The following is a 19370-nucleotide window of genomic DNA, read 5'->3' on the forward strand; positions in this document are numbered from 1 at the left end:
TTATCGAGCTAAGACTCTTATCTCACTCAATATTTGATCTCATAAAACGCATCAAGGTTCTACAACTGCTTAAGGTATAGAACCCTGATATTTAATTTTAATGTGATTATCACAGTTCATTAGCGTACTTTAGTTACTGAGTTCAATACTGCAGACGCCTAGCCCATCACATCTTTGCGCTGGTCAACACATTCGAAAGAGCCCATTTCGAACTCGCGACAGATCCATGGTCGGTTTTCGTAGATAGTACACATCAGTGTTTCTCTATCTACCGCAGAACACCAGCCGTCGTCTAAGCGCTTCATGGTTTCACCGCCCCATTCATCATAAGCGATGTGCTCTTCAGGTACGCCCGTATCTGTGATGATCATAACCTCTAAACGACAACAGCATGCCTGACAATTTGCACAGGTTACTTCGGGTTCGGTTACGTTCTTTATATCTATCGTCATAAGTGACTACACTGCTAAATTTTGCGTATAGTAATCGAAACCGCCCGCTACGGCTAATAAAGATAGTGCGGCGCGGCGTTTTCATTGATGTAGAAATAACAAAGGGCGCTGTGATTCACTCACAACACCCATAATATTTCGACTTTTAGCGCGGCTTATCGCCACAGGCTCTATTTAGAACAGGCTCGCGAAGAACAGCTTAACGTAGTCTATTAAACGTTTGAACAAACCGCCCTGTTCAACCGCTTCAAGCGCGATCAAAGGCTGGGTTTGAACATCTTCGCCATCAACGGTGTAATGAACCACACCTAGAGTTTGACCTTCTGCAATTGGCGCTTTCAGTTCAGAGTTAAGCTCGATAGATGCAGTCAGCTTTTTACTGTCTGACTTAGGCAACGTAATGAACGTGTCTTCTGCCACACCTAATTTCAATGTGTCTTGCTCACCAAACCATACCTTCTCTTCAGCCACTTGATCGCCGCCTTTATGCGGGTTTAGTGTATCGAAGAAACGGAAACCGTAGCTCAACAGCTGTTTGCTGTCTGATTCACGGCTCTTAACGCTTGATGCGCCCATCACAACCGCGATAAGTCTCATCTCACCTTGTGTCGCTGAACTCGCCAAACTGTAGCCAGCACCAGAGGTGTAGCCCGTTTTCATGCCATCAACGGTTAAGCTTCTATCACGCAACAAGCCATTACGGTTATGTTGAGTGATGCCGTTGTAACTGAAAGAGCGTTCGCTGTATAAGCCATACACATCCGGTAAATCACGAATAATGGCACGACCGAGTAACGCGATATCGTAAGGAGTCGAATAGAGGTCGTCTGCATCCAAACCATGTGCATTGGCAAAATGGGTGTTTTCTAGCTTCAGAGAGGTAGCCCAAGAGTTCATCAGGTCAACGAATGCATCTTGTGAGCCTGCAACATGCTCTGCAATCGCAACGCTAGCATCATTACCGGATTGAATAATCAAGCCACGATAAAGATCCATCATTGCTACATCGGTGTTTACTTCGATGAACATTTTTGAAGAGTCTGGGAAGTTCTTCGCCCACGCGTTCTCACTGATTCGTACCTGATCATCAGCAGAGATGTTGCCTCGCTTCATCTCTTGACCTGCCACATAACTGGTCATCAGTTTGGTCAAGCTTGCCGGGTTTAACTTCGTATGTGCGTTTTTTTCTACCAGCACATCACCAGAATTAAAATCAATTAACACATACCCTTTTGCGCCTAGGCTAGGTGGGCTTGGTACTATAGAAGGTGCTGCGATAGCTGCATTACTTACCATCGCGGCGTTACTTACAATGAATATACTTAATAGAGGGAGAGAGTATTTGGAAAACAGTTTCATTGAATCAAACCTAAGTTAACGTTTTGAGCAGTATAGACAAATGCTAGCAAAAGAAGCGCGAACTTTACGTTGCTTTACGTATTTGTACCATTCGTTACAAATAAAAAAGTATAATCTGCGATCTGACCATATTTTCCACAACTAATATTTACTCCACGAATGCATTCAACACCTAATGCTATCGCTCAGGAATGCGTCTAAATAACATTTCAACAAAGCCAGTAATACGCTGTTTGCTCTCGCTTGGCTCTAAATCAGGTTGGATGCCAGACTGTGCTAATGCTTGCCATTGTACGACCTCTGAGTTAGGTACGAAAAACGCAATGTACAACGACCCTTTCTCCGCGACTTTACCTTCACCATCGTAAAATGGCACACCAGTAGATAGCTTAATCGCATCGAAGATAGACTCATCGTTCAGTTCCGATTCTTCCGCTAATCCAAAGCCTACAACAACATCACCGACACCATCCTGCTTTAACTGATAACCTTTACTTGAGAGCTGTTCTTGAATCGAATCACGCACTAAATCGGTTACCACGGTTTCATCGTATTTTTGAGAAAGGTAAACCTTTTCTGACTCAGGGTGCCAGGAGTACGTCATCACGCCGTGTTTCATGAAACCAAAGTCACCGCTAGTGACCACACCATAATTGTGTGTGGGTGGTATTTCTTGCGTAGAGCATGCGGTCAGCCCAATAGCCATCAAAGCCAATAGTGCTGCTTTTTTTATGCTTTTTGTTGCACAAATGGATCGTTTTATCATTCGAGGCTTCCTTACCTATATAAGAATAACTATCAATTCAACATCCAACATAAATAGTAATTATGTTAATAGAAAGGTCATTAAACGTTTGCGTAATCGCTAACCTTCACCTCTGTCTGTTTTGGGGGTTTAATCACAAAAACAGAGTTGGTATAGTTCTCCCCGTTAAACAAAACCAGACCATTCGAGGCACGGAGCTTCCTCAATCATCTCATGAAGAGAAGAATTGGTACCGACAAAGTATCGGCAAATTTAAGAGGGTCAAACAATGGAATTCAATATGGTTGAAATTTTAGGTTACGCTGCGTCTATTATGGTCGCAATTTCATTAACAATGAAAGATATCGTTCGTCTGCGTGTCCTTAACTTTATTGGCTGTGCACTCTTCACAGCATACGGCATCATGATTGACGCATGGCCAGTTGCAGCCACCAACGGCTTTATCGCTTGTGTAAACATCTACTTCCTTGCAAAAATGCAAAAGGAAAAAAAAACGGAAGCGATGAAAGCAGCGAAAGCTTAAATTAACGATTAGCCTTTCAAATAATTCTGAAAAAGCCCAAATAGAGCGATCTATTTGGGCTTTTTTGTGTTTGTCGTTCTCAATAGCTCGATTTGTGTGAACAAAACTTTTCAATTCAATGAGGCTTTCAACCGATCACATGTAAGCAATGTGATATTCGTTCTCTCGATACGCTTGAGTGTTGTTACGTCCACTCTCTTTTGCTTGATAAAGCGCTTTGTCGGCTTTATCGATAGCGGTTTCAATGTCAGTCAGTGCTTGAGCATGGCAACAACCAGCGCTGATTGTTACTGGCGACACTAAGCCTTGAAGTTGCTCAACACATAACCGTAACGCCTCTGATAATTCGAATAACTCATGTTCATCACAATCAAACGTCACCAAAATAAACTCTTCACCGCCATAGCGTGCAATCAAACGACGACGGTTAACAAATCTCTTCAGTGATTTTGCGACCTCACAGATAACCCTATCGCCTTGAGCATGACCATATTGATCGTTCACCCGCTTGAAATGGTCAATATCCAGCAAAATGACACCGACATTTGTTAGCGGATAAGGCGACCTTTGAGTAATTTTCAGTTTTAGCTGTTCGATAAAACTCCGTCGACTAGGAAGCCCAGTAAGGTAATCGAGGCTTGCCACATCCAAGATTCTAAGATGACGATGCCGCAGGTAAAGCACCAACACGACAATAATGCTCAACAAACTTACAACCAAAGCCGTCAAGCTAATAAACAATAGGCTATGATTTCGATTAAGCTCTTGCTCTAAGATACCTGCAGAAATGACCCAATTAAGATAAGGGTAAAACTTATAGAAGATTTTTTTGTTGGTCGTGCCACTATCACTGGAAATCGAGTAACTGAATTGACCTTCTGGTTTGGTGGCGATTCGATCAATAATCAGTTCAGACGAGTAGCCTATTAAGGATTTCAATGATTTGTGCTCATAATCTGGATGAAGCACTAAGTTACCCTGCAGATCGACAATGTACACATATCCGCTATCACCAAACGCATACTTTCTAAGTTTATCTTTTAAACCTTCAAGATCGACCAAATACATCAATTCTTCTTTATAGGTCGTCGCAACCAAAGTATTACCACTCGGTAGCCTCATCGAATAAGCGACTTTGGCTCTGCGGCTTATCTCATGAGGGTTAGCGTGAAAGTACTCGATCATGCCAGAGTCAATAGTGAGCTGTTTTTGGATATGAGTAAGATGCCCACGCTTCTGACCTTGCAAGAATGGATGGTAGAGATGGACGCCTTGGGGTGACATCAAATAGATATAACCCGATTGTCCAATATGCAATTCACGGGCAATTTGGCTTACCTGTTCAACTTCTTGTTCTGGCGTGGTATGCCATACATGAGACGCAACGGTATCCGTAATTCCTTTAAGATATGTCTTTATCGCCTCATTAACTGTGGTGTCGACAATATCGTAACTCGCGTTCACAATCGTACGAAAAAACAGTTGGTTAGATTCCAACAATGACCTTTCAGTTCGATTAAATTGAAAGGCAGAAAGAATCATCGACACGACGGCGAGCGCAATTGAAAAATTAAGAATGTATTTACGTCTGACTTTCAAGATTACCCCGTAGATTTATAATTTCAGGTAACGCTGTGACTTCTCTTATATACAGACTGTTTTATATCATGTTTTTATTTTTTACTGAACGAGTGTCGATATTTTTAAGGGTTTCTATACGTAATCTGTGACTTATAACAAAAACGCCGAACTGGATTCAGTTCGGCTTTTTGATTTTACGTCTAGATTGATTACTTAATTGATACTAATTCCTGATAAATAGACTTAAAAGCATTTGTGTTTATTACCTATTACTACACTCTATTGTCTATAAATAGTTTGCTTAGCATTAAATTAAGAACAAACTTGAGTCCAGCTACCATCGCTACCCGGTTCAGAACTTGTCCACCAGTTTGCTTGGTAAACACTACCGTTGTGAACCACTTGGTCTCCTGTGTTTGCATGGCTTGGGTTACCTGCCCAATCTTTCTGAGGTAAGTCTGGGTAAACCGCTAAACCTGCCGTATCACATGTACCTGGATTGGTGCCACCATCGCCAGGGTTACCGCCACCTGAACTGATATCACCTAATGGTAGATCTGGCTGCTCGAAGCTAAACGCGTAATCAACGCCACCGACATTCACCGCGTAGTTAGCAGGGCCAGAAATTGGCAAGTAATACACCATGTCTAACTCATACACACCGCCAGCAGGAAGCTCTTCCCATGTCGGCAACGTAAACGCCACTCGGTGCATGGTTCCATCTAGTCCACCGATGTTATCCGCGCGAGTATGACCTGAAGCAATCACGGTCAAACCACCACCCGATTGATCTTTCGCGTTATCAGGTGCAGATACTGGGATATCGAATTGGAACTCAGTTCCACCCGGAAGAGCTTGCCCTGTGTTGTTCGTGAACGTGATCTTAGGGTTGATTGGGTAGTTTTGGTCACCGACTTTGAAGCCACCAACCGATACCGCGATATCTAGCGCTTCTGTTGGAATAGCACCCGTCGCTACTTTGTTTCCATATGGTGTTGCAGACTTAAACTTATCGTAGATAGCTTTCGTCATGGTGTTACCCATGTGGAACTCACCGTTACCGCTGTTACACGCTTGCTCAGTCGTATCGATAGAGCTTCGGTTGCCATTCGCATCGATAACATAACAGTTATAATCCCCTGCTAGTTCCCAGAACATAATGCCGCCGATCTCTTTGTCGATAACGTAGTCCGCTTTCACGTCGATAGACTGTTTATCTTCTGTTGAAAGGAATACGCCCTTCTCTGCGTTCCACAACCAAGGGGCAACCGCCACACTGTCGTAGTTTCTCGTGTAAGTGCCCGTTAGAACATCTGAAGGATCATTCACAGGATCAAGCTTGTAAGCTTCAGCGTAAGAGCCCCAAATACCCTTCTCTAGGTTCTTCGCGTGCCACATAGGGTTAGAACCCGCGCCCATTTCGTTACCTTTTGGATCGGTATCGTGCCACATGTTGTCGATACCAATAGCGCCATGGCCACAGTTGTTTTTCTCGCCTTCACCCGTACCCGCTGAACATTCAGATTGGTTTGGCAATGCTGCTCGGCCCCAAAGACCATTCTCACCACCCGTTACGCCTTGCCAACCACGAGTGTAGTAAGGCACACCGATGTTAATACGGCCTGCTGGCATAGAACCACGGAAGTAATGGTAAGCCCAATCCGTGTTCAGATAACCAATACCACCGTAAGCCGCCGTGTCGTATACGTTCCACTGCGCTAGCTCTGAATCTTTACCCGTATCAAACAAGGCTGCGTTATGACCTACGTGATCGTTCCACGCACCGTGAAGGTCGTAAGACATGATGTTTACGTAATCGAGGTACTTGGTTACATCGAATGTTTCCATACCGCGTAATAGGTAACCAGAAGAAGGCGCTGCGATCGTTAACATGTAGTGATTGCCATCTTGCGCAGACGCCGCATCGAGCTTCTCACGTAGCACTTTCATCAACACTTGGTACGACGCCCACAGGTATTGACGACGCGGCTCCATGAAGTCTTTGTCGTATGGGTTACCTGCGCCAGCCATAGAAGTTGGGTATTCGTAATCGATATCTAGACCATCGAACTGGTACTTACGCAGCATTTCGACCGCTGAAGTCGCGAATGTTTCGATACCTTGATGGTTGATAGAACCATCAGCATTGGTCGTCATGGTGTAGAAACCACCATCAGCCACGCGGCTGCCATCAGTCGCGAAGTGACCACCTGTTTCAGCCCAACCACCGATTGAGATTAACGTTTTCACGCCGTGTTTTTTCTTCGCTGTCGCTAATGCACCGAAGTGACCTTTGAAGCCTAATGCCGGATCAACTTCCACACCCGGCCACTCTTTACCAACCGCTGCGTTATTTGGATCGTTTACATCACCGACGTTTACTTTGCCATCTGAACCGATGCTCACGAAAGCGTAGTTAATGTGTGTGAGTTGTTCCCAAGGAATATCATTTACTAGGTAGGCAGCTTGTGGGTCATCCCCTGCACGCCAACTTGTGAAGTAACCAATGACACGACGGGGATGGTCTGCGCCCATTTTCTCACGGCCTTCATCATCGTAAATTGTACAGTAAGGAACATCGACACCTTGAGTTTGATATAAGCCATCAGGGCGACATGTGCTCACTGTTGGAGCGCCGTTCACGGTCAAAGATGCCAACGCAGAATCTGCAGTCGCACCTTGGTCGTCTGTTGCTTTCGCGTAAACTGCTAAAGAACCCGCTTGAGTTGTTGTGTAATCTAACGTGTAAGGGCTCGTTGCAGCAGTGCCCACAAGAGCACCCGCTACGTAGAAATCAACCTTATCAACCGTGCCATCGCTATCTGCTGCCGTTGCTGTCAGTGTGACTACACCACCAACATCAACAGATGTCACTGAAAGTGCAACTGAAACTGTCGGTGCTTCATTCCCTGGTTGTGCTGAATCAACAGAAACAGAAACCGCACTTGCAACACTTGCTGCGCCTTCATTATCCGTTGCAACAACAGAAACCTGATGATTACCCGACGTTGCAGCCCAAGTCGCTTCGAAAGGTGCCGCTGTGACTACCGCAACAGATGCGCCATCAACAAAGAACTCAACCGAAGCCACACTGCCATCAGAATCTAGTGCTGTTGCACTCAATACAACATTATCGCCTTCAGTAATCACGTCAGAAGCAGAGGGTGCCGTTAATGAAGCCGTTGGTACTTCATTTGGCGTACCGCCACCTCCGCCACCACTACACACATCAATCTTTTTCCATTGTGCATAGTCACCCTCAAATTGGCTCGGGTTGTTATTTTGATTCCAGTAATTCGCTGAGTACGCGCTGCCGTCATGTGAAACCTGATCACCACCGGTGTACACCGTGGCGGAATCCCACGCTTCTAACGTTGAACAATCCACAGCCGCGTAGCTGTTGAACGCCATTAAGCATGACGCGGTGAGAGTACTGAGTGTAAAAACCTTCTTGGCCACTCTTCCTTGGTTTAGGTGCATGTTAGCTGTCCCTTAAGTTATTGTTTCAAGATGCTTAATTTAAGTGTCATATTTCTCATCACTTAAATCTCTTCGCAAAACAACTGTAGGTAACAGTGCCAATTTAACACCTAAAATATTCGATATTTATAAAATGACTCGCATTAATTTGTTTATAGCATGCAATGAGTCGACACTTATTTTGCACGAACAACTAATATTAAATTTATTTCGGTACGCTAAAAAATATCGCCTAATTCGTATCCTTAATTACAAAACTCTATTCATATCTGCTTTATTTGTTCGTTCTGAAATTTCGTTTTAAAACTAACCAAAAGGGATTGATTTCGCCGTAGAACTGATTTCTTTTCTAAATTTGCCCACTTTTCCTTAACAATTGTGGTAGTATCGCGGATTTTTTTGACGAACCTCACATTTCCAATGCAAGTGTGGGAGAAATACATAGGCTTGAAAGAGCCAAATATAGCGAAGAAATAATGTCCAACTTGACGCAAGTCGCCAACGAAAACATCAACGCAGAATCTACTTCTATCGATTTCAATAAAGCTCAATCTTTGGGTGAAAAGCTGGAACTCGGAAACCCAGTCTTTTGGCTTAGTGGCAGTTTTTTAACCCTCTTTGTCATCCTAGCCTTCACCAACACCTCCGTGTTGTCCGAACTTGTAAACATCGGCTTTAGTTATTCAACTAAATGGTTCGGTGCTTTCTGGCAAGTCCTACTACTTCTCAACTTCATTATCGGTTTAGTGCTTGCACTAGGTCGCACTGGCCACGTTCGCTTAGGAACGCTTGCCCTACCTGAAATGACCACCTTTAAATGGATGTCTATCGTCCTATGTACGCTGCTAGCCGGCGGTGGGGTGTTCTGGGCAGCCGCAGAGCCTATTGCTCACTTTGTTTCAGCTCCGCCACTGTATGGCAACGCAGATCCTCAAGCGATGGCGTTCAATGCTCTATCACAATCTTTCATGCACTGGGGTTTCCTTGCATGGGCAATCTTAGGTGGTTTGTCTTCCATCGTGTTAATGCACTTGCATTACGACAAAGGCCTTCCTCTTAAGCCTCGCACGCTGCTTTACCCAGTACTTGGCGACAAAGCGATTAACAGCTGGGTTGGTAACGTAGTCGACGCATGCAGCATCGTGGCTGTAGCCGCAGGTACTATCGGCCCTATCGGCTTCCTTGGCCTACAAATCAGCTACGCGCTAAGCGAACTGTTTGGTATTTCCGACAGCTTTGCTACACAAAGTGTCGTTATTATCTTTGCTATCGCAATGTACACGCTTTCTGCTTTGAGCGGCGTGAACAAAGGTATCCAACTGGTAAGCCGTTACAACATCATCTTGTCTGTGTGTCTAATCGGCTACATCCTTCTTGTTGGCCCAACGAGCTTCATCGTTGATGGCTACCTGCAAGGTATGGGCGAAATGGTTGATAACTTCATCCCAATGGCGCTATACCGCCAAGATACAGCGTGGCTAGGTGGTTGGACGGTATTCTTCTGGGGTTGGTTCTTAGGTTATGGCCCAATGATGGCTATCTTCATTGCTCGCATCTCACGTGGCCGTACTATTCGCCAAATGATCGTTTCTATCAGCATCGTTGCACCGCTTGTAACGTGTTTCTGGTTCAGCATCGTTGGTGGTAGCGGTTTAGCGTTTGAATTAGAGAACCCAGGTGTGATCTCTAGTGCATTCGAAGGCTTTAACCTTCCGGCGGTTCTTCTAGCAATTACCGCGCAACTGCCGTTCCCAACTCTGATTGCAATTCTGTTCCTGATCCTGACGACCACGTTCATCGTGACAACAGGTGACTCAATGACTTACACCATCAGTGTGGTAATGACGGGTACGACAGAGCCAAACGCAGCGGTACGTACCTTCTGGGGTATCATCATGGGTGCGGTAGCGATCACACTTATCTCGATGGGTTCAGGCGGCATCTCCGCTCTACAGTCGTTCATTGTAATCACAGCGGTTCCGGTATCGTTTATCTTGCTCCCGTGTCTATGGCACGCGCCGAAGATCGCGAAGCAGATGGCAAGAGATCAAGGTATCGCTTAATACCTGACCCGATTTAGTTTCGGGTAGCGTAGAACACTAAAAAGCCACTCAAGTGATTCACCTGAGTGGCTTTGTTTTATCTGTTCGTTACTTCTATCTACGAAGCTTATTTCAATCGATAGTTCGGCTTATTGAAACTTTTCACCCGCAGCAACCATAAACGACATCTCAACCAGTAGCTCAGGATTAGCAAGTTCTGCTTTCACGCATGCACGGCTTGGCGCGCAGCCTTCAGGGAACCACGCTTCCCAAACTTCATTGAGTGCATCAAAGTTAGCGAAATCCGTGAGATAAATAGTCACTGACAATACGCGAGATTTGTCGCTGTCTACCAAACTCATCATTTCTTCGGCTTGTTCGAAGATTTGCTGAACCTGACTCTTAATTCCTGCTGTTGTATCCGTCTCTGCCACTTCCACAAAGCTTGCAATACCGTTAAAAACAGTTACATCAGACCAACGTTTGGTCGGGTTAATTCTATGAATTTTCACTGGTTATACTCTTCTTATAATTAGGGTGAACATCAGCGTAATCTAATCCAAATCATGAATATTGAAAACAAAAATTAGAAAGCTCGCGTTACCTTTTGAACAGCACTATCGCCTACCCATTGCTTTGGTTCTCAACATCACTAGCCTTTGAGTTCCTATCGAGACAATAAGTCGCTACCTATTAAGTTTTTAGATAAATATATTAATTATTATTCTCAATGCGAAATTTAATCTGAGCTATTGCGGTCATATTCAGGGAGTTTATTAAATTGAGTGCTTTTATGCATGTTCAAACCTATGATTTAAAACAGAGTAATGTGGGATATAACCTAGGCGTGATTGGCGTAGCGTTGGTGTTAGCTTGGATTGGTATTTACAAGTTTACGCCAACCGAAGCAATGCTTATCGAGCCTTTAATCGCAAACCATCCTGCAATGAACTGGCTTTACAATCTGTTCTCAGTACAAGCTGTGTCTAACATGGTGGGTGGCGCGGAGATCATCGTCGCGATTGGATTGATCGTTGGATTTAAGAAGCCGACAGTAGCCTTCTACTCAGGCATTGCTGCAGCGGCTATCTTTGTTGTGACACTCAGCTTCCTGATTACAACGCCAAACGCTTGGAAAGTATCGGATGGCATCTTAGTCACTAACTTCTTCCTAGTGAAAGACATCCTGTTTTTGGCAATCGCAATTAGCGTAATCGAACGCAATAAACCTCAGAAGTAACTGTATAACTAGAAGTGGCCATAACCCTAGAAGTAACCTTAAACCTTGAAAATAAAGGCTCGAAGCTGGCTAGAAGGACGCTGCCAGCTTCTAATGTATAAGGCACTGATAGTCACCTAGTCAGCTAAAACCTTACGATAATAATGAGCATCTTGATCCTTCCCTTTGAACACGGCGTAACTTTCAACGCGTTCAACTAAGTCAAAACCGGCCTTGGATAAGATTTTATTTGATCCAACATTACCCACTAACGCATAGGCATCAACATATTTAAGGGATGAGTGCTCGGCCAAGTAGATAAGTAACTTCCTCACCGCGTTAGACGCAATACCCTTAGAACCATATGCGTGACCTACTCGATAACCTAGTTCTCCACTTCCAGCGTTCTGGTCGATATCACGAACATTGATTCGCCCACAAATAGTGCCATTAGCGTCTTTGATCAACATAGGAATCATCTCACCATTCTCGTATTCAGTTAGAAAGCTGGTGATTTGCTCGGCCACACCCTCATTGGAATAGAAACTGTCTTCCCTCGCTGGAACAAATTGCTCAAACCACTCTCGATTTTCGACCTCAAAATCCAAGAGCGCACTCGCGTCATTCGGTTGAAGTAAGTGTAAAAATACATCCATGACAAATACTCTAATGTTTCCCTAAAAAGCCGCACCTTATGATTCATGAACCACGGCTTATTAATACGGTTACGGTAAATCTCTCAATTTCTTGGCTGGGTTACCTGCGTAGATACCTTTCTCAGTAATGTCTTTCGTTACCACACTGCCCGCGCCGATTACTGCACCTTCGCAAATGCTCACAGACAGAACCGTGACATTAGAACCAATCGTGACGTTGTCAGCTATCAAAGTATGCCCCCAGCTTTCAGGGTTGGGATCGGGTTTGCCCTCTTTGAATAAGTCGTTGGCAAACATGACTCCGTGACCAATAAAGCAGTCACTTCCAATGGTCACATACTCGCAGATAAAGGTGTGAGATTGAATCTTACTTCTAGCACCTATCACGGTGTTCTTTTGAATCTCAACAAAGGGGCCAACGAACACATCATCTTTAAGCTCACAGCCATAAACGTTGCTTGGCTCGATGATAGTGACATTCTCGCCACAGGTAATATCAGTAATCTGTGACTTTAATACTCTTGGACTTGCCATACTTCACTTCCTCTCGACATTAGCGTCACAATTCAACCTAAGCGATTGTGCCGTATGCATTAAAGTGCATCAAATAGATGTGTTGAGAGTTGGTAATGGATCAAAGATTCTGCATAAATTAAAACAGTCCCACCAGCACAACTGACAACAACACCCCGCCAATAAAACTCGGGGCGTGGAATGGCCGAGCCCGAGATTTAATGTACTCTTTCTCAAGGTCTTCTTGGTAAGTTTTAACGGCGAGTTCTTTTACGTAGTTATTTTGCATATTAAGCTCCTTCTTAATCAGTAAGAGAAGCTTAAGACTTGAAGTTAGGTTGAGGTAAAGCAAAAAATCAGATTAATTGAACACTTTATTTTTGTTACTCGAGAATTACCCTGAACACATCGTTATTCACACCGCCAACATCCACCAACTCTCCTGGTTTCATAAGAAGCGAGGTATTCAGTTGTCGTGTTGAACGTGGCTCTTTCGTTTCTCGAATCACTAACATATCGACAAAATAGCCTGAGTCTTGCTTTGATATGGAGCCCGAAAACGTAACGCTTTCAACCCTATCGGCAAGGACTGAATTGAATGTTTTATCCTCTAAAACACCTGCAGAGATGGATGTATCACCATAAAATAGCGTGATGGTTGTTGGGTCGGGTACCAACTCTTGATTGGACGAACACCCTATTAGGGTAAGGCATAGCAGTAAAATGGCTCGAAATTGCATAAGCTGGTTTTCTTTATTACGTTAAGCGTCTGTTTTTCATATTAAAACACTTCAACCTTATAAATACCATATTTACGGGATAAGCTTAGGTGTATAGCTTCGATGGACTTGAGTAATGAGGTGAACGGATCAGATCACGGCCTGTTGAATTTGCTCCCTGTTTGGAAACTAAAGCCGAGATCTGATCGATATTATCGAGAAGGATTCAATTGATTTAAGCAACCACGTCTTGTGGAGGTGTACCTTCACAGTTAGAAACGACGGCATCAATTTGAATTAGAGCATTCATTGGAATTTCTGAAACCCCTACTACCGTTCTTGCCGGTAAATCAGCATTAAAGAACGTTGTGTAAATCTCGTTCACCGCATCAATATCTGAAATATCCTTAAGTTGAATATTAATTTTCACCGTATCGTCCATGCTATGGTCAACACTTTCAATTATCGCCTTAATATTTTTTAAACATTGTTCCGCTTGCTCTTTTACACCACCAGCAACAATTTCATTTGTTTTCGGGTCTAAAGGCAATTGTCCTGAAATATGATTGTAGTGAGAGAAAGCAACAGTATGCGAATAAGGCATGAATGGTGCTGCAACAGTATTATAGGTTTCAATAACCAGTAAGCGAGTGTCTTCTGGTAATTGCGGCGGTGTACCGTCGCCATGTGAAACGGATGTATCAATTTGAATTAAAGCACCCATTGGTAATTCAGCTGCGTTAACAACGGTACGAGCAGGAACGTAGCTTGGGAAGAATTTAGCACATACTTCATTTACCACTTCCGCATCTGCGATATTTTTTACGTAGATAGTCGTTTTAACCACATCATTCATGACATGTCCGATGCTTTCTAAAATAGCTTTAATGTTTGATAGACATTGGGCCGTTTGCGCTTCGATACCACCATCAACCAACTCACCTGTGGTTACATCTATCGGTAACTGAGCTGAAAGATTGTTGTAGTGAGAAAAGGCCGCAGTCTGCTTGGACACAGCACTTTGAGGCGCATTATCCGTATTTCTTGATACCTTAATTAGAGCGCAAGGTGCTTGTGGTTTAGTGCCTTCACCGTTAGAAATGAGAGCATCCATTTGAACCAGCGCATCGCTGTTTGTCAGTGCAGCGACACCCACGACAGTGCGTGTTGGCAGACTGTTGTGGAAGAAGCTTTTGTAAACTTCATCAATAGCATCGATATCAGAAATATTCTTAACGAAAACATGAATCTTCACGACATCATCCATAACATGGTCGATGCTTTCAACAATCGCTTTAATATTATTCAAACATTGTGCTGCTTGATCTTTAATATCACCGATGACTATTTCACCCGTTTTAGGGTCAATCGGAAGTTGAGCAGAAAAGTTATTATAATGAGAAAAAGCGACCGTTTGTGTAGATACAGAATTAATTGGCGCGTTTTCAGTGTTTCTTGAAATTTTAATGATATCGCTACTCATCGGTATTATCCTTTTAATAAAATAGGTATACGTATTTATATTTAACAATCGTATTTGGAAGAATGATTAAAGTAGCGCCATGTTAAGTGAATTATTTTAGGGTAAACGTGATACCCGTCAGACTCTAAGGTGACTATAAATCAGCAAGTTACAGAATAATTAGTCATCAAACGACTAATTATCCGTCGTGCTAGGCTTTATCAACTGCTAAATTATCTTTAATTTTAAGTCTATTCAATAATCCTGAATACTCTCTCTGATAGTACGGTGAGTAATTCCAGAATTTTAGATAATATTTGATAGGTTGTTCACACTAAAACTTCGTTAATAGCTAAGTTAGTGAGTTTCTCCCCTATACCTGTGCATAAACTCTTAGGCTATTTAATTAATTATTTTCGAGAGCTTATTTTATATAAGTACGTTAATAATATATTCGAGAATCAAATACCTACAATCTGACAATGCCTATGATTAGATACATTTACTCATATAATTCAACAAATATGAGCAATCGTCACCATAGCTTTTGGCATTATAGCTCTCAACACATAGTTTCGTTGAAAGAAGAACTAAACCGCTCTTGGAGTAGTATTGAAGTGGCGCTTAAATTCGCGGCTAAATTGAGATGGGCTGGAGTAACCGACTCGACGTGCAGCATCACTAATACGAAGGCCTTCTAGTTGAATCAGCTCTTTCGCTTTGTTGAGCCTAACCTTCTTCAAATATTGCAGTGGTGATTCAAAAGTGACATTACGGAATGCATAGTGGAAGGCAGACACGCTCATGTTGGCTTCGTCAGCGAGCGATTGAACAGTGATGGTTTGGTCGTATTCTTCATGCACTTTAGACAGCGCTTTAGCGACACGTGCGTAATGGCCATCATGATGAGCTAAATCAAACAGCACACGCCCTTCTGAACCGGTTAATGCGCGGTAGACAATCTCTGTCACCATGGCATCGCCCAATATATTGGCTTCAATGTCGCAATGCAGCGTTTTCACCAACCGGGTAAAGCTCTCTAGCATTTGCTCTTCCATCGGCGTCGATTCTAAGCCACTCGAGTTCTGTTTATGCTTGTTGCAGTAGCTCTCTAGAAAGCCTTGGTCTTCGAGCTTTTTGACTAAGCTATGCAAACGTTGAGAATCAATGCTTATCGACAAACCAAGCAATGGTTCGCCATTAACAGGCAAGGCTTCGCACTCTAACGGCATTGGCACACCCACCACAAGATAATCACCTGCAGCGTAAGTCACTGGCCTTTCACCAATGTAGATGTTCTTTTTGCCCTGTCCGAGCATGATAATGCCAGACTGGTAAGTAAATGGCTGACGCTGATTCCCGCCACTGCTTCGATACAACCACACACCGCTAATTTCAGTTTCTCTGATCCCTTCAAGGTCATCCCAACCTTTGTGTTCAACATAAGACTGTAACAACTGAGCGAGTGTTTTCATAAGTGGCGACTTTCCATTCTAAGTGCTAAGAGTAAGTAAGCTAAAGCAGAGGAAGAATATCAAGTTTGTAGAAATAGGCAATTTATTTGGAGGAACAGCTCTTCATTGACCTAGATTACTGTACTAATATGCAAATATAGAAATTGAGCAATAAACCAAAATAACAAATTTCGCTTTACACAAGGAATCTCTGATGCAATTTACTTACGTTAACCCTACTGTTATCCATTTCGGTCAAGGCCAAATCAACGCTATCAGCCAAGCGGTTGATACTTCAAAGAAAGTACTAGTCATCTATGGTGGCGGCTCAATCAAGAGCAACGGTGTTTACGACCAAGTTGTAGAGTCTTTAAAAGATCACTCTTGGATTGAGTTCTCTGGCGTTGAAGCAAACCCAACCAAAGAGACGCTAGACAAAGCAGTCGCTCTTGTTAAAGAAGAAAACGTAGAGTTCATTATCGCTGTTGGCGGTGGTTCAGTAATCGACGGTTCTAAATACGTTGCTGGAGCGGCTAAATACGACGGTGACGGTTGGGACATCCTAGCGGGCAAACACCAAGTAACAGAAGCGACGCCAATCGGCGCAGTGCTGACGCTTCCTGCTACAGGGTCTGAATCTAACATGGGTGCAGTAATCACTCGTAAAGCAACTCAAGAAAAACTGGCATTCATGAACCCTGCGGTGCAGCCTAAGTTTGCAGTAATGGACCCAGATGTAATGAAGTCTCTGCCTGAACGCCAACTAGTTAATGGTTTAGTTGATGCTTGGGTACACGTATGTGAGCAATACATCACAATGCCAACAGACGCGATGGTTCAAGACGGTTACGCAGAAACTCTGCTGAAAAACCTACTTGTACTGGGTAAGCAATACGACGAGCGTGACAACGACGCATGGCGTGCCAACCTAATGTGGACAGCAAACCAAGCGCTTAACGGCCTGATTGGTACGGGTGTTCCTCAAGATTGGGCAACACACATGATTGGCCACGAGTTCACAGCACTATGGCACGTAGACCACGCACGCTCACTTGCGATTGTTCAACCTTCACTACTTCGTAACCAAATCGAAGCGAAACGTGGCAAGCTAGAGCAAATGGGTCGTAACGTATTTGGCTTAGAAGCGGGTGCTGATTTAGCAGAACGCACAATCGCTGCAATCGAAGCGTTCTACCACAGCCTAGACGTAGCAACCATGTTCGACGGCTACGAAACAAACAAAGCAACGGCGATTGACAATGTTGTCGCTCAACTTGAATCACACGGCTACCTACAACTTGGTGAGAATCAAGCAATCACGCCAGAGAAAACACGTGAGATTCTAGAGTCTGCGATTCACTAAGAATCGGGAAAATAGAGAGAAAGTAAAGATAGTGGTCATACAACGATGAATTTTCACATCTGACTGAACCCATTACTTTTTTCTTTCGTACAACAGAAGCAGCGTTCATTTTGAGCGCTGCTTTTTAATTTGCCCTACAAGATGCTATTAAATTCTCATAAGTCCCTAATTTTATGTGCAATCATATTTCTATATTGTTAAGGTAAACCTGTCTCTTTACTAGGTATGAACAACGATTTGAACAATCTCAAGGAAATGGTTAAGTTTAAGTCACTTAACAAGTGGTATGGTGATTTTCATGCCCTAAAGGGTATCGATTTAAATATTGAACAAGGAGAGATAGTGGTGATTTGCGGGCCGTCTGGTTCGGGTAAATCAACCTTGATCCGTTGCATCAATCAGCTAGAACCTTTCGAAAGTGGCGAACTTTCCGTGCTAGAACAAGTGCTCCCGAGTAAGTTCAACACACCGGGCCAAGTCGGAATGGTGTTTCAGCACTTTCATTTATTCCCCCATCTTACCGTGCTTGAGAACCTTACTCTTTCTCCAATTCGTACGCTTAAAAAAAGCAAACAAGAAGCCGAAAAGATAGCAATGCACTATCTCGAGCGTGTGCACATTGCAGAACAAGCCAACAAATACCCAGTGCAACTTTCTGGCGGCCAGCAACAACGTGTGGCTATCGCCCGTTCTCTGTGTATGAAGCCGGAATTACTCTTGTTCGATGAACCCACTTCAGCGCTTGATCCGGAGATGATCAACGAAGTACTCGATGTGATGGTTGAACTGGCGAGCGAAGGCATCACCATGGTGTGTGTCACCCACGAAATGGGCTTTGCAAAACAAGTGGCCGACCGCGTTATCTTCATGGATGAAGGACAAATTGTGGAATCGAATACCCCACAAGCGCTCTTTGAAAACCCTCAACATGAACGTACTCAAGCGTTCCTAAATCAGATCCTGACTTATTGATGTTGATTCGAATTATTAAACCAGCCCTTTCCGCTCTAATACAAATTGTTGTACTAGTGGCCGCTGTTGTCTGGATTCTCGATTCTGGCGCACAAACCATGGGATACAGCTGGCAATGGGAGCGCGTGCCAGACTATATTGCTTTCTATGAAGATGGCGAATGGTGGCCTGCTGAATTAGTTGAAGGGCTACTGGTTACCATCAATATTTCTCTGATTTCTTTGGTCGCGACGCTGATTATTGGTTTAACGACAGCGCTATTGAGAAACTCAAATTCTGTGGTTGGACGTACCCTAGCCACCAGCTATGTTGAGTTGATTCGTAATACGCCGTTATTAGTACAAGTTTATTTGCTCTATTTTGTATTTGGCCCCGTATTAGGGCTGGATCGCTTTAGCACTGCCGTTTTAGCCTTGGCACTTTTCCAAGGTGCTTACACCGCCGAGATATTCCGTGCCGGTTTAAATGGTATTGCGAGAGGACAATTTGAAGCAGCTCAATCCTTGGGATTATCAAAGACCTATACTTACTGGGATGTGATTCTTCCTCAGGTGGTGCAACGCACCTTGCCACCTTTGACCAATGAAGTGATCTCTCTAATTAAAAACTCTTCGATTGTGAGTGTCATGGCTATTTTCGACCTGACAACCGAAGCCAGAAACATTGTTTCTGAAACCGCGATGCCATTCGAGATTTGGTTCTCTGTGGCGATCATTTATCTTGCTCTTACACTTTCACTTTCTGCCGTTGCTGCTTGGCTTGAGCATAAGCTCGGAGCTAACTGGCGAACACAATAAGGATTTATCAGC

Annotated in this window: 18 protein-coding genes; 6 read left to right on the forward strand and 12 right to left on the reverse strand. The window is 43.7% G+C overall.

Annotated features, from left to right (window positions below; translation table 11 throughout):
* Window positions 1–158 precede the first annotated feature (158 nt).
* From AB4209_RS06660 to AB4209_RS06670, 3 genes are all read right to left on the reverse strand, one after another.
* The gene (locus tag AB4209_RS06660; protein ID WP_080582263.1) at window positions 159–452 is read right to left on the reverse strand and encodes a YkgJ family cysteine cluster protein; all 294 of its coding nucleotides are present in this window, start codon (window positions 450–452) and stop codon (window positions 159–161) included.
* A gap of 174 nt (window positions 453–626) precedes the next feature.
* Window positions 627–1811, reverse strand: coding sequence for a D-alanyl-D-alanine carboxypeptidase family protein (locus AB4209_RS06665; RefSeq protein ID WP_017064476.1), 1185 nt, complete (start codon window positions 1809–1811; stop codon window positions 627–629).
* A gap of 178 nt (window positions 1812–1989) precedes the next feature.
* On the reverse strand, window positions 1990–2577 hold the full coding sequence (locus AB4209_RS06670; RefSeq protein WP_102394546.1) for a DUF4136 domain-containing protein: 588 nt from the start codon (window positions 2575–2577) through the stop codon (window positions 1990–1992).
* A 268-nt stretch (window positions 2578–2845) separates the two neighbouring features.
* Here AB4209_RS06670 and AB4209_RS06675 point away from each other — a divergent pair, with 268 nt between their 5' ends.
* On the forward strand, window positions 2846–3100 hold the full coding sequence (locus AB4209_RS06675; protein ID WP_017068159.1) for a YgjV family protein: 255 nt from the start codon (window positions 2846–2848) through the stop codon (window positions 3098–3100).
* Between the two features lie 135 nt (window positions 3101–3235).
* Here the strand turns inward: AB4209_RS06675 and AB4209_RS06680 are convergent, their stop codons facing one another.
* Both AB4209_RS06680 and AB4209_RS06685 read right to left on the reverse strand, forming a co-directional pair.
* The gene (locus AB4209_RS06680; RefSeq protein ID WP_102394545.1) at window positions 3236–4699 is read right to left on the reverse strand and encodes a sensor domain-containing diguanylate cyclase; all 1464 of its coding nucleotides are present in this window, start codon (window positions 4697–4699) and stop codon (window positions 3236–3238) included.
* Between the two features lie 294 nt (window positions 4700–4993).
* Window positions 4994–8161: a chitinase C-terminal domain-containing protein gene (locus AB4209_RS06685; protein ID WP_102394544.1), complete on the reverse strand. Its 3168-nt coding sequence runs from the start codon at window positions 8159–8161 to the stop codon at window positions 4994–4996.
* A 476-nt stretch (window positions 8162–8637) separates the two neighbouring features.
* Between AB4209_RS06685 and AB4209_RS06690 the strand changes: the two genes are divergently transcribed.
* Complete coding sequence (locus AB4209_RS06690; RefSeq protein ID WP_017062653.1) at window positions 8638–10224, forward strand: BCCT family transporter; 1587 nt, start codon at window positions 8638–8640, stop codon at window positions 10222–10224.
* 128 nt (window positions 10225–10352) lie between these two features.
* Here AB4209_RS06690 and AB4209_RS06695 read toward each other — a convergent pair whose 3' ends face one another.
* A complete protein-coding gene (locus tag AB4209_RS06695) occupies window positions 10353–10715 on the reverse strand; it encodes a RidA family protein (protein WP_017062654.1) in 363 nt (120 codons plus the stop codon).
* A 281-nt stretch (window positions 10716–10996) separates the two neighbouring features.
* On the opposite strand from AB4209_RS06695, the gene AB4209_RS06700 reads away from it, so the two are divergent.
* Window positions 10997–11443: a DUF417 family protein gene (locus AB4209_RS06700; protein ID WP_017108085.1), complete on the forward strand. Its 447-nt coding sequence runs from the start codon at window positions 10997–10999 to the stop codon at window positions 11441–11443.
* 116 nt (window positions 11444–11559) lie between these two features.
* Here AB4209_RS06700 and AB4209_RS06705 read toward each other — a convergent pair whose 3' ends face one another.
* The 6 genes from AB4209_RS06705 to AB4209_RS06730 all read right to left on the reverse strand — a co-directional run bounded on the left by AB4209_RS06705 (window position 11560) and on the right by AB4209_RS06730 (window position 16247).
* Window positions 11560–12078 (reverse strand): GNAT family N-acetyltransferase, encoded by a 519-nt coding sequence (locus AB4209_RS06705; protein WP_372055243.1) that lies wholly within the window; start codon window positions 12076–12078, stop codon window positions 11560–11562.
* A gap of 69 nt (window positions 12079–12147) precedes the next feature.
* A complete protein-coding gene (locus AB4209_RS06710; RefSeq protein WP_102455237.1) occupies window positions 12148–12612 on the reverse strand; it encodes an acyltransferase in 465 nt (154 codons plus the stop codon).
* Between the two features lie 118 nt (window positions 12613–12730).
* Window positions 12731–12880: a hypothetical protein gene (locus AB4209_RS06715; RefSeq protein ID WP_017085590.1), complete on the reverse strand. Its 150-nt coding sequence runs from the start codon at window positions 12878–12880 to the stop codon at window positions 12731–12733.
* Window positions 12881–12974: 94 nt separating this feature from the next.
* Window positions 12975–13331, reverse strand: coding sequence for a hypothetical protein (locus tag AB4209_RS06720; protein ID WP_048615368.1), 357 nt, complete (start codon window positions 13329–13331; stop codon window positions 12975–12977).
* A gap of 214 nt (window positions 13332–13545) precedes the next feature.
* On the reverse strand, window positions 13546–14793 hold the full coding sequence (locus AB4209_RS06725; RefSeq protein ID WP_372055245.1) for a RidA family protein: 1248 nt from the start codon (window positions 14791–14793) through the stop codon (window positions 13546–13548).
* Between the two features lie 569 nt (window positions 14794–15362).
* Window positions 15363–16247: an AraC family transcriptional regulator gene (locus AB4209_RS06730; RefSeq protein WP_017062661.1), complete on the reverse strand. Its 885-nt coding sequence runs from the start codon at window positions 16245–16247 to the stop codon at window positions 15363–15365.
* 193 nt (window positions 16248–16440) lie between these two features.
* Here AB4209_RS06730 and AB4209_RS06735 point away from each other — a divergent pair, with 193 nt between their 5' ends.
* The 3 genes from AB4209_RS06735 to AB4209_RS06745 all read left to right on the forward strand — a co-directional run bounded on the left by AB4209_RS06735 (window position 16441) and on the right by AB4209_RS06745 (window position 19358).
* Window positions 16441–17589 (forward strand): iron-containing alcohol dehydrogenase, encoded by a 1149-nt coding sequence (locus tag AB4209_RS06735; RefSeq protein WP_102394542.1) that lies wholly within the window; start codon window positions 16441–16443, stop codon window positions 17587–17589.
* A 225-nt stretch (window positions 17590–17814) separates the two neighbouring features.
* On the forward strand, window positions 17815–18561 hold the full coding sequence (locus AB4209_RS06740) for an amino acid ABC transporter ATP-binding protein (protein WP_029224268.1): 747 nt from the start codon (window positions 17815–17817) through the stop codon (window positions 18559–18561).
* Window positions 18561–19358, forward strand: coding sequence for an amino acid ABC transporter permease (locus AB4209_RS06745; protein ID WP_102394541.1), 798 nt, complete (start codon window positions 18561–18563; stop codon window positions 19356–19358). Before AB4209_RS06740 ends, AB4209_RS06745 begins: the two co-directional genes overlap by 1 nt.
* The last annotated feature ends 12 nt before the right edge of the window (window positions 19359–19370 follow it).

The sequence above is a fragment of the Vibrio sp. 10N.286.48.C11 genome, from assembly GCF_041469805.1.
GTDB classification, from domain to species: domain Bacteria; phylum Pseudomonadota; class Gammaproteobacteria; order Enterobacterales; family Vibrionaceae; genus Vibrio; species Vibrio crassostreae_C.

Excerpts from the sequence above, each read along its gene's own strand:
- AB4209_RS06660 (WP_080582263.1), bottom strand. The coding sequence starts at position 452 with ATGACGATAGATATAAAGAACGTAACCGAACCCGAAGTAACCTGTGCA.
- AB4209_RS06665 (WP_017064476.1), bottom strand. The coding sequence starts at position 1,811 with ATGAAACTGTTTTCCAAATACTCTCTCCCTCTATTAAGTATATTCATT.
- AB4209_RS06670 (WP_102394546.1), bottom strand. The coding sequence starts at position 2,577 with ATGATAAAACGATCCATTTGTGCAACAAAAAGCATAAAAAAAGCAGCA.
- AB4209_RS06675 (WP_017068159.1), top strand. The coding sequence starts at position 2,846 with ATGGAATTCAATATGGTTGAAATTTTAGGTTACGCTGCGTCTATTATG.
- AB4209_RS06685 (WP_102394544.1), bottom strand. The coding sequence starts at position 8,161 with ATGCACCTAAACCAAGGAAGAGTGGCCAAGAAGGTTTTTACACTCAGT.
- AB4209_RS06690 (WP_017062653.1), top strand. The coding sequence starts at position 8,638 with ATGTCCAACTTGACGCAAGTCGCCAACGAAAACATCAACGCAGAATCT.
- AB4209_RS06700 (WP_017108085.1), top strand. The coding sequence starts at position 10,997 with ATGCATGTTCAAACCTATGATTTAAAACAGAGTAATGTGGGATATAAC.
- AB4209_RS06705 (WP_372055243.1), bottom strand. The coding sequence starts at position 12,078 with ATGGATGTATTTTTACACTTACTTCAACCGAATGACGCGAGTGCGCTC.
- AB4209_RS06710 (WP_102455237.1), bottom strand. The coding sequence starts at position 12,612 with ATGGCAAGTCCAAGAGTATTAAAGTCACAGATTACTGATATTACCTGT.
- AB4209_RS06715 (WP_017085590.1), bottom strand. The coding sequence starts at position 12,880 with ATGCAAAATAACTACGTAAAAGAACTCGCCGTTAAAACTTACCAAGAA.
- AB4209_RS06720 (WP_048615368.1), bottom strand. The coding sequence starts at position 13,331 with ATGCAATTTCGAGCCATTTTACTGCTATGCCTTACCCTAATAGGGTGT.
- AB4209_RS06725 (WP_372055245.1), bottom strand. The coding sequence starts at position 14,793 with ATGAGTAGCGATATCATTAAAATTTCAAGAAACACTGAAAACGCGCCA.
- AB4209_RS06730 (WP_017062661.1), bottom strand. The coding sequence starts at position 16,247 with ATGAAAACACTCGCTCAGTTGTTACAGTCTTATGTTGAACACAAAGGT.
- AB4209_RS06735 (WP_102394542.1), top strand. The coding sequence starts at position 16,441 with ATGCAATTTACTTACGTTAACCCTACTGTTATCCATTTCGGTCAAGGC.
- AB4209_RS06740 (WP_029224268.1), top strand. The coding sequence starts at position 17,815 with ATGAACAACGATTTGAACAATCTCAAGGAAATGGTTAAGTTTAAGTCA.
- AB4209_RS06745 (WP_102394541.1), top strand. The coding sequence starts at position 18,561 with ATGTTGATTCGAATTATTAAACCAGCCCTTTCCGCTCTAATACAAATT.